Annotated in this window: 1 protein-coding gene; it reads left to right on the forward strand. The window is 44.1% G+C overall.

Going from position 1 to position 1,070, the window contains the following annotated elements; genetic code table 11:
• Positions 1–1,070 (forward strand): HAMP domain-containing sensor histidine kinase (locus tag R7O12_RS26645; RefSeq protein WP_318127081.1); only part of this gene is annotated, 1,070 nt, incomplete at both ends.

Raw genomic sequence — 1,070 nt, forward strand, 5'->3', positions numbered from 1 at the left:
GTGCATCAGTTGAGCACATTACTCAACATACCCAATGACAAACTTCAGCTCGTAACCAGTAACTACACCGAAACCTTCTACGAAGATTATTTACACAGCAATGATTCGGTTTTGGTGCTCGACGAACTCTCTGAAAGGCTCGACGAAAAACCGAATTCAAAAGGTTCAATCAAAGCTCTGTATGAACGCATGAGATCGAGTAACACGGCACTTGTTATGCCACTATTTGGCCGCGAAAAGTCGGTTTCACATTTGCTGATTTCTTCACACAAAAGCGATAACAAACTGTTTTCGAACGAAGAGATTTCAGCACTACAAACATTGTTGATCCGCGTACAAAATACGATTGAGTCTGATAGAAAGATTCGTCAAAGCCGCGCGTTGGCCAACTCGATCGCCCATGAAATGCGCAACCCATTAGCGCAAGTTCAGCTTCAATTTGAAGCGCTGAAACAGCACATTGATAGCAATGCATCCGATGACAAGATCAGAAGCGATATCGAAAAAGGCCAAGCAGCAATTCAGCGTGGACGCCAACTCATCGACATCATCTTGCGCGAAGTCAGCGATACTTCTGCTGTGCATGAACCCCTTTCGCTTACCTCGATTCATAAAGCGGTGGATCTTGCGGTGAGTCGATACGGTTTTGAAAACGAACACATCATCGAAAGGGTGAAACTTCCGACTCAAAACGACTTTGTCGCCAAAATCAACGAGACGCTGTTCAACTTTGTCATTTTCAATTTGATTCGCAATGCGATTTACTATTTTGATTCCTATCCCGATAGTCAAATTGAAATCAGAACCCTCATCGGCCCTTATGAAAACACGCTTGTTTTCCGCGATACAGGGCCTGGTATTGATGACAGCATCGTACACAAAATCTTTGATGATTTTTTCTCATTCCAGAAAAGCGGCGGTAGCGGACTTGGCTTGGGTTACTGTCAGCGTGTGATGCGTTCTTTTGGTGGTCGAATTGAGTGTAAATCGGTAACTAATGAATTTACCGAGTTTTATCTGCATTTTCCGGTTGTGCCAAATGCACCGAAGGTAGAAACGCTTCGAACGCC

The organism is Vibrio sp. Vb1574 (genome assembly GCF_033338675.1).